The organism is Nonomuraea sp. NPDC049141 (assembly GCF_040648415.1).
GTDB lineage: Bacteria > Actinomycetota > Actinomycetes > Streptosporangiales > Streptosporangiaceae > Nonomuraea.
In genome coordinates this window covers 21919-28823 of sequence record NZ_JBEZDR010000047.1, presented here as the reverse complement: position 1 = coordinate 28823, position 6905 = coordinate 21919, and the positions used below count along the sequence as shown (strand labels likewise).

Annotated in this window: 12 protein-coding genes; 7 read left to right on the top strand and 5 right to left on the bottom strand. The window is 68.3% G+C overall.

From position 1 onward, the window contains the following. Window positions 1-71: 71 nt before the first annotated feature. Window positions 72-968 (top strand): alginate lyase family protein, encoded by an 897-nt coding sequence (locus AB0B91_RS62700; RefSeq protein ID WP_358342446.1) that lies wholly within the window; start codon window positions 72-74, stop codon window positions 966-968. A gap of 126 nt (window positions 969-1094) precedes the next feature. Here AB0B91_RS62700 and AB0B91_RS62695 read toward each other — a convergent pair whose 3' ends face one another. After that, on the bottom strand, window positions 1095-1256 hold the full coding sequence (locus AB0B91_RS62695) for a hypothetical protein (protein ID WP_358342444.1): 162 nt from the start codon (window positions 1254-1256) through the stop codon (window positions 1095-1097). Window positions 1257-1525: 269 nt separating this feature from the next. Between AB0B91_RS62695 and AB0B91_RS62690 the strand changes: the two genes are divergently transcribed. Next, window positions 1526-1831 carry a hypothetical protein gene (locus AB0B91_RS62690; protein ID WP_358342442.1) on the top strand — a complete coding sequence of 102 codons (306 nt, stop codon included), beginning with the start codon at window positions 1526-1528 and terminating at the stop codon, window positions 1829-1831. A gap of 42 nt (window positions 1832-1873) precedes the next feature. Next, on the top strand, window positions 1874-2077 hold the full coding sequence (locus AB0B91_RS62685) for a GntR family transcriptional regulator (RefSeq protein ID WP_358342440.1): 204 nt from the start codon (window positions 1874-1876) through the stop codon (window positions 2075-2077). 263 nt (window positions 2078-2340) lie between these two features. Here the strand turns inward: AB0B91_RS62685 and AB0B91_RS62680 are convergent, their stop codons facing one another. Continuing rightward, the gene (locus tag AB0B91_RS62680; protein ID WP_358342438.1) at window positions 2341-2637 is read right to left on the bottom strand and encodes a hypothetical protein; all 297 of its coding nucleotides are present in this window, start codon (window positions 2635-2637) and stop codon (window positions 2341-2343) included. Here AB0B91_RS62680 and AB0B91_RS62675 point away from each other — a divergent pair. Genes AB0B91_RS62675 through AB0B91_RS62665 form a run of 3 tightly spaced genes read left to right on the top strand, consistent with a single transcriptional unit; the run spans window position 2636 to window position 3359 of the window. Beyond that, a complete protein-coding gene (locus tag AB0B91_RS62675; RefSeq protein WP_358342436.1) occupies window positions 2636-2995 on the top strand; it encodes a hypothetical protein in 360 nt (119 codons plus the stop codon). The two genes, AB0B91_RS62680 and AB0B91_RS62675, sit on opposite strands and share 2 nt — an antisense overlap. Then, window positions 2976-3212: a hypothetical protein gene (locus AB0B91_RS62670; RefSeq protein ID WP_358342435.1), complete on the top strand. Its 237-nt coding sequence runs from the start codon at window positions 2976-2978 to the stop codon at window positions 3210-3212. Before AB0B91_RS62675 ends, AB0B91_RS62670 begins: the two co-directional genes overlap by 20 nt. Before the next feature lie 15 nt (window positions 3213-3227). Then, entirely contained in the window at window positions 3228-3359 is a 132-nt protein-coding gene (locus AB0B91_RS62665; protein ID WP_358342433.1) for a hypothetical protein, read from the top strand. 174 nt (window positions 3360-3533) lie between these two features. On the opposite strand, the gene AB0B91_RS62660 is transcribed toward AB0B91_RS62665, so the two are convergent. Together AB0B91_RS62660 and AB0B91_RS62655 are read right to left on the bottom strand one after the other, a co-directional pair. Then, on the bottom strand, window positions 3534-4208 hold the full coding sequence (locus AB0B91_RS62660; protein ID WP_358342431.1) for a hypothetical protein: 675 nt from the start codon (window positions 4206-4208) through the stop codon (window positions 3534-3536). 169 nt (window positions 4209-4377) lie between these two features. Beyond that, window positions 4378-5316 carry a helix-turn-helix transcriptional regulator gene (locus AB0B91_RS62655; RefSeq protein ID WP_358342429.1) on the bottom strand — a complete coding sequence of 313 codons (939 nt, stop codon included), beginning with the start codon at window positions 5314-5316 and terminating at the stop codon, window positions 4378-4380. Window positions 5317-5454: 138 nt separating this feature from the next. On the opposite strand from AB0B91_RS62655, the gene AB0B91_RS62650 reads away from it, so the two are divergent. Further along, complete coding sequence (locus tag AB0B91_RS62650) at window positions 5455-6234, top strand: NAD(P)H-dependent oxidoreductase (protein WP_358342427.1); 780 nt, start codon at window positions 5455-5457, stop codon at window positions 6232-6234. Here AB0B91_RS62650 and AB0B91_RS62645 read toward each other — a convergent pair. Continuing rightward, window positions 6231-6455 (bottom strand): hypothetical protein, encoded by a 225-nt coding sequence (locus AB0B91_RS62645; protein ID WP_358342426.1) that lies wholly within the window; start codon window positions 6453-6455, stop codon window positions 6231-6233. The two genes, AB0B91_RS62650 and AB0B91_RS62645, sit on opposite strands and share 4 nt — an antisense overlap. Window positions 6456-6905: the final 450 nt, after the last annotated feature.

Here is a 6905-nt window from a genome sequence, read left to right as displayed (position 1 = left end):
CAACCTCACCAAACGCATAACAGACGAGACCACCCCAACCTGGCGAGGCACCTACTAGAACATAAGCCGCAATCTACTCAAATCAAACGCCCTCTGAGGACGCCAATGCGGCCTACACACACGCCCTGCAGTGGTACCTCACCAAGGACTCCCGCTACGCCAAGAAGGCGATCCAGATCATGGACGCCTGGTCAGCCGTGATCACCAAACACACCGGGAGCAACGCGCCGCTGCAGACCGGCTTTGCGGGCGCCAACTTCTCCCGCGCCGCCGAACTCATCAAGCACACCTACACCGGCTGGACTCGGGCCGGCCGGTTCGCCGGCAAGCTGCGCACCGTGTACCTGCCGACCGTGATCGCCGGTATGCCCAACAACCAAGGCAACTGGGAACTGATCATGACCGATGCCGCCATCGGCATCGCCGTACACCTCGACGACCGTGCCTCCTTCGACCGAGCGGTCACGACCTGGCGCGGCAGGCTGCCCGCCTACATCTACCTCAAGACGGACGGCTCGCTGCCCAAAGCGCCACCGAACAGCAAGCACGACACCAAAGCCGAGATCATCGAATACTGGCACGGGCAGACCAAGTTCGTGAACGGCCTGACCCAGGAGACCTGCCGTGACTTCGGGCACACCGGATGGGGGCTTGCGGCCATCTCCCACGTCGCAGAGACGGCCCGCCACCAGGGCGTGGACCTGTACGCCACGGCCAAGCACCGGCTGCGATTCGCGATGGAGTTCCACGCTCGCCTGCAACTGGGCGCGACGGTGCCATCGTGGCTGTGCGGCGGAAAGGTCACCCCCGGCCTCGGGCCGAACCTCGAAGTCGGCTACAACGCGCTGCACCAGCGTTTCGGATACGACATGCCGCATGCCGAGAAGTGGGTGAAGCAGAAGCGCCCGGTCGGTGCCTCGCGCTTCCTGGCCTGGGAGACCCTCACCCACGCGAAGAACCCGCGCTAAGCCGCGATGAGTGGATCGGCCACGCCGGACTTCAACTCCGACGGCGTGGCCGACATCTTCTCGGCCGCCACTGGAACGTGCCCGCGGCGGACTGGTCGTCGGCCTGCGTGACGGCAAGCACGTCGTTTATTGGCGCACGCCGACGGGAGACGCGGTTGCCTGCGGCTCCCGCCGCCCGGCCGCCTCCACCAACGCGTTGACCGCGTCCGGCGGCATCGGCGCACCGATCGGCTCACGAAACAGGTTCACCAGCACGAAGTCGGACTTAGCGGCCCGCTCGACCGTCAACCGCTCGAACTCGTAAGCGTCGAAGGCCTACACCACCAGGAAATCCAGCGGAACCACCCGCTGCCGCCGGGGCTTGGCCCACGCGCCGTTGGGATTGTCTCGCCGGATCACGTGCAGATGCGCTACCAAGCATCCGGTGACAGGAGTGCCCACATGGCCGATGACTGGGACCAGTGGGATGGAGGGCTGGAGTTGGCCTAGGGCTGGCCCTCGCCGAGCCGCGGCATCGACGTGGACCGGGGTGAGCTCGGATCGCGAGGGACATGAGGATGGAGGTGGACACCGATATCCCCTTCAGCGTCGGTTCCCTCTCCATCTACGCGAGGGACGTCAAGGGCCTTCAGTGGCAGGACGAGCACGAGGCTGTGACGATCCCTCTGAGTCATGCCTTCGGCGACACAGCCGGGGAGTTTCCAGACCTTCACCTTGTGCCCCTCGATGGCAACTGGATTCCCGTGGTCGAGGTCTGCCGGGCGCTGGAGGCGATCGGTAAGGCGGTGCCGATTCGTGCCGGGCAGTTCTTCGGCGGTTTCCTGCGCGGCCACGCTGATCCAGACGACGGCGGCCAACTATGACGCCGCGGAGCAAGCACTCCATGACCGGTGGCGGCTCCTGTCGTGGGCCTCGAAGTCCTCGTCGCGCACATCGACTCAGGAGAATGGGGACCCAAGTTCAAGATCTCCGAAGTCAAGCTCATGGAAGAGTTCGGAGTCGCCCGCCCCACCATACGCAAGGCTATGGAACGCCTCAGAGGCGCCGGCAAGGCCTACACCGTCCCCAACCTGGGCAGCTTCGTGAAGGCCGACACGGCACCCGAATAAGCCCTCCACTCGGGTCGGTGTCATAGGGCGCAAGCTAGCGGTGTATCCCGAGGTCAGCGCGTTGTACCGGTGCCTGTCGGAATCCACTCACCGAACCGTTCACCGACGTTGATTCTCGGCACGAGTTCTCGACGCTCACCGCCTGCGACCTCGCGGTTTCCGGCCGAGTGGCGACAGACGAAGGTTTGCCGATCCGCAGCCACGACGTCGTCCAGGCGGCCAGCCTGGAGCATGTCGAGGCGGGGCCGCGTCTCGCCGCGACCTCAGCTGCGCGTGCGGATCAGCATGACCAGCCCGGCGATGAACGACCCGAGCAGGGCCGGCGACAGGACCGCGAGGCCGCCCCACACGACGAGGCCGAGATAGCCGAGCGCGGACGAACTGTACGTCGAGTCGGCGTCAGCGGCCGCGAACAGCCCCAGGCCAAGGACGATACCGGCCACCGTGAGCGCGATCGGCGTCCACAGGAGCACGTGGGCCCACACACGGTACGTCCGACTGTAGACACGCCGGGCCGGTGACACGTTCGGCTGCGGGGGATACCCGACGGGGTCGCTCATGCCCCATTTGTACCAGCCCGAGCTGGTGGGCACCGCGGGGCGGCCGTGGCGTACAGGTAGAGGTTCGGCGTGTGGCGATCCAGGCAGCAAGGAGGAGAAGGTGTTCACGCCGGAGGACATCCGCGACCTCCTCGACAGCGGCTGCCCCGGCGAGGAGATCGCCGACATCCTGATGAAGCACATGCACACGGGATTCAGCGACCACCCCGTGGTGCAGGAGATCCTCCGCCGGCGCACGGCCGCGTACGAGGCCTACACCCCCGACCGGCGAGGGGGAGAGCGCCGAGCAGACATCAGCGAGGAGAAGGCGCGGGCCCTCAATCCTGCATATCGAGCAGATGGCGGACCGGCTCGGTGACCGGCCGCACCTGGCCATCCAACTGCCCACGATCCTCGGCCCTGCCGTCCCCGGCGCGCATGTGACCACCGTGTACGGGGTCCGCATCATCGTCGAGCCGGACAAGGCGCCCGTCATCTCCGAGCAGCGCGGCAACCCCGGCGGGCACGCCACGTTCAGGGCGCTCGTGGAGCATGCCGTACCGGCGGGGACGAAGCCCGACCGGTACGCCCAGTGATTCATCCCCCAGTCGGTGGCCGGCGACGAGCCGATGCGGAAGCACATGGAGCAGGACGCCAAGCGGCAACTGGCCAAGCGGCTGGGTGAGCCGCACGTCATCCTCTTCCTGCACCGGACGACGTGCCCAGCGGGGAGTGGCCGCTGACTGGCGACTGGGCCGGGCGTGCCGGACACGCGCCGGTGTTTCGGACCTCGTTTATCAAGACCCGGGCCATTCCCGGGCCAGCGCTTCGCCGAGATCCTGCTCACGCGCCCTCCGCACTCCGAACCCACCGTCCGCGCCTCCCACCGCCGCATCACGGGCGCGCCGCCTGGCCTGTCAGTCCTTCCTGCGGTCCCAGGGGTCGCCGATCCAGCTGTCGAAGGTGGGGATCAGGGCCGCGAGGGCGGCTCCGAGCCGCCAGTCCAGCTCCGGTGCGTACAGATGCACCGTGTCCCCGGACGACTTGAACTCCAGCGGGACCTGTCCGCCGGAGCGCCACTTGATGCGGCGGGGGCCGCGCGGGAAGTCTCCGCCGCCGCCGCCGAAGATGGCGGCCACGAGGATGAGCGGCAGCAGGGGCGTGCAGAGCCACCACACGCACCACCAGAAGAGCCGGCCCTTGTATCCCACCGCGTCGGGGCTGCCGGCGCGGCTCACCGTCCAGCGTGTGCGCAGTCCCCGGCTGAACGCCTTGTCGCGCGTGAACATACCGAGCAGTTCGCCCTGCGGGCCGAGCACCTGGAACTGTGCCCGCCCGCTGCCCGCGGAGACGGTGACCAGGGTGGCGACCCGCGCCTGGCGGTGCTCGTCCGCCCACAGGACGAAAGAGCGTGCTCCGCTCTCCCGAGCCGCGAGGTAGGCGGATATGCCGTTGGGCGGCAACTCGCGTTCCACATAAGCGACCGGCCGCGAAGTTCCCTGTCCGTCGGAGAAGCTGATCCGGCAGTCGAGCTGCCCGCCGGGGGTCGTCCTCAGTCGCCGCAGCGCTTGCAGGGTCAGAGTACTGGTCACCCGACGGGCTCCTTTACGCGTGTCTGTGTCGAACGGTCAGCACAAGGTACGCCTGCGCGGCCCAGTCGATATCAGGCCCTACGTGCTCAGAACGAACGTCGTCCTTCAACGTGCCGAAGGCGGCGGCGGAGTTCATGGCCGGCCAGGTGAAGGGGGGATCCTGGGGCTGTTAGCCGGCTACGACTTCGCCTCTCGCCAGGTGAAGAATCATCGGGCGCAGATCTGCGAGTTCTACGGGTTCCGGGAGCCGACAATCGCCGATGAGGACAAGCTGATCTTTGGGGGCTGTGGGACGCACGTCATCACCGGCGTCCAGGCCGGCCAGGAGCCGCAGGGCGTCCGCGGAGGGGCTGCCGGGGGCCGCCGAGAGCACCAGCAGCTCCATGCCTGATTCATCCGGCAGCGCGAAGTTCTCCTGATGCAGTTCCAGTTCCCCGACCAGGGGGTGCCGGTAGGCCTTGCGCCCGTACGTCCGCGCGCGCACGTCCGCGCGGGCCCACAGGCGCCGGAAGCGCTCGCTGCCCATCGCCAGCTCCCCGATCAACGAGGCCAGGCGCGGATCCTCGGGGTATTTGCCGGCCGCCAGGCGCAGGTGCCCGACCACGTCGCGGGTGCACTGGTCCCAGTCGGCGTACAGGCCGCGCTCGGTCTCCTCCAGGAAGATGTGCCGGGCGGTGTTCAGGCCCTTCACGGGGCGGCCGTACAGCAGGTGGGCGAGGTGGTTGCCGGCGGCGGCGTCAAGGCGGTGGTCGACGATGAGCGCGGGCGCGTCGGTGATCAGGTCCAGGACGCGCGGCAGTTCCGGGCGCAGCCGCCCGGTGGGCGACTTCGACTTCCGGCGCCGCTGCCGGCCCAGCCGGTACAGGTGCCCGCGTTCGGTGTCGTCGAGCCCGAGGACCCGCGCGAGTGCGTCGAGTACCTGCTCCGAGGGTTGCGTGGCGCGGCCCTGCTCGAGGCGTATGTAGTAGTCGACGCTCACCCCGGACAGGTGCGCGACCTCTTCGCGGCGCAGCCCTTGGACCCGGCGGCGGCTGTCGATCGGGATGCCCGCTCCGGCGGGGTCGACCCGGGAGCGGCGGGTGCGCAGGAAGCCCGCGAGATCGTCCATCGGTCAAGTATCTCGCGGGCGTCGGTGGGGAAGGTGGCCCTGCCGTTACCAGGAAGCCGGGTCCGACGGAAGTAGCGCCCCTGAATGGCGGCGCCCCGGGTGTGAAGGATCGGAGGCACCCGATCTCAAGGAGTTCACATGAAGACGCTGATCGTCTACGCCCACCCGGAGCCGAGGTCGCTCAACGGCTCGCTGAAGGACCTGGCGGTGGCCACGCTGGAAGAGGCGGGGCACGAGGTGCGGGTCAGTGACCTGTACGCGATGCGCTGGAAGGCGGTCGTGGACGCCGGGGACTTCGGCGCATCCGCTTCGAGCCCGCTGAAGGTCGCCGCGGACTCGGGGCGGGCCTTCGACACCGGGGCCCTCACCCCGGACGTCCTGGCCGAGCAGGAGAAGCTGCTGTGGGCGGATATGATCATCTTTCAGTTCCCGTTGTGGTGGTACACGATGCCGGCGATCCTCAAAGGCTGGGTTGACCGGGTCTTCACGTACCACTTCGCGTACGGCGTCGGCGAGCACAGCGACGTGAAGTACGGGGAGCGTTTCGGTGAGGGGACCCTCGTGGGCAGGCGGGCGCTGCTGTCGGTGACCGCCGGCGGCCCGGAGTCGCACTACGCCGAGCGCGGGATCAACGGCCCGATCGACGACCTGCTGTTCCCGATCCAGCACGGGATCCTGTACTACCCGGGGATCGAGGTGCTGCCGCCGTTCGTGCTGTACGGCACGGACCGGACCACCGACGAGGACTTCCCGGACATCGCCAAGGCCTGGGAGCAGCGGCTGCTGACCTTGGAGTCGACCGAGCCGATCGCGTTCCGGCGGCAGAACTTCGGCGACTATGAGATCCCGTCGCTGCATCTGAAGGAGGGGCTGGAGCCCGCGGGCCGCTCGGGTTTCGGGCTGCATGTGCGGCCCTAGCCTCCGGCGAGCGACAGCACCGTCTGGGGCGCGAGCCCGAGGAGCAGACCGAGGGCCGTGGCGACGGTGAGCGCGAGCGCCGCCGGCCAGGGCGTGCGGGCGGTCTCCTCGGGTGCGTGGGCTCCCGCGGGGCGGAAGAGGACGGCGGCGAGGCGGACGTAGTAGACCAGGCCGATGACCGCGTTGAGGGCCCACGATGATCGCCAGCCACAGGGCCTCACCCTCGAAGGAGTCGATGACGGTGACCTTCGCGAACAGCCCGGCCAGGCCAGGGGGCAGCCCCGCGAGCCCTGCCAGGGCCAGGACGAAGGCGCCGGCGACCAGCGGGGAGCGGCGGGCCAGGCCGGTGCAGTCGCCGACGAGGCCGCCCTGCCTGGCACCGCGGGCGGCGATGACGCTGCCGAAGGCGGCCAGTTCGAGGACCCCATGTAGAAGAGGTCCGTGCTTGTGAAGCTTCCGTGATCCGCAAACTTACCGACCGGCTCGGCCTTAAGGCGAGAAGGATCTTGTCGGTTAACGAACGTTCGCGATACACACTGCCAGGTTGAGTGTGTGCCCAGGACGAAGATGTAACGCTTCCCATGTCCGCGCCAATGTCACGCCCTCGGGTGTTCGCAATACAGTCCTGACCATGCGAGCGGAGGGCCGAATAGAGCAAGGGCGCCGACGCC